Source organism: Undibacterium sp. TC9W (assembly GCF_049339865.1).
In the GTDB taxonomy this organism is placed as follows: domain Bacteria; phylum Pseudomonadota; class Gammaproteobacteria; order Burkholderiales; family Burkholderiaceae_D; genus Undibacterium.
The window spans coordinates 1-953 of record NZ_JBMPPJ010000061.1; the positions used below are offsets into that span (position 1 = coordinate 1).

A 953-nucleotide genomic window follows, 5' to 3' on the forward strand; every position below is an offset into this window, starting at 1 on the left:
ATCGACGGCGACCTGACAGGTGCAGCACTGGGCGACACTATCGCTCTGGGCGCGTCTGAATGGACGAACGTTTCCGGTTTCGAAACAATCCGTCTGGTTGGTACATCCAACAACGCCGGTGTTGACGGTGCAGGTAACTACCGTCTGACATTGACAGATGCCCTGATCGCTGCCAACAACAACGCAGGTGTTCTGGCCATCGTCAACGACAACGACACAGCCAATGATGCCAACAATGCAGCAGACACAGCTGGTACAGCCGTTGAAAGCGCAGTCGTCATCGACGCACGTACACTGAGCGCCACAAGCCGCTTCAGCTACAACGGCGAAGAAGGTGCAAGCCGCACAGCCGACCGTATCATCTTCTCTGATGCCAACTTCAATGGTTCCCACGCGATCAACGGTGGTGCAGTGGATAACAACACCACCAACAACAGCCAAAAGAACGACGACGTTATCGAACTGCGTAATGCAACAAACGCTTCCATCGGTGACTTCAACGGTATCAGCAACATCGGTAACATCGAACTGACCAACGACACAGCAGTAACACAAGTGTCCCAAATCCAGTTGAACGATACGATCGTTGATGCACTGGTTGACGGCTACCAAGCTGCTAACACAACAACACACGTAGAACGTCTGACTATCCGCGCACTGGACAACGTCAACGTTGCTAACGCCACTGTTGGTGTATCGATCGATGCAGGCGCATTGACAGCACAATCTGCTCTGGACGTGACTCTGGCCCGTGGCGCCAACTTCCTGAGCCTGGGTGCTGGTAATGACCGCGTGGTATTGCTGGGTAACTATGTTGCCGGTACTTACAACGTGACAGAAAACGGTGTGAACCTGAATGCACAGTCCACAGCGACTGCAGTTGCTCGCGTTGTTACAGACACGATCAACCTGGGTACAGGTAACGATACACTGGTTACTTACGGTGCGATCAA

Annotated in this window: 1 protein-coding gene; it reads left to right on the forward strand. The window is 53.0% G+C overall.

Translation table 11 applies throughout. The features are described 5' to 3' along the window. Positions 1-953, forward strand: a 953-nt coding sequence (locus ACO0LN_RS30240) for a hypothetical protein (protein WP_422980457.1), incomplete at both ends; no start/stop codon positions are given.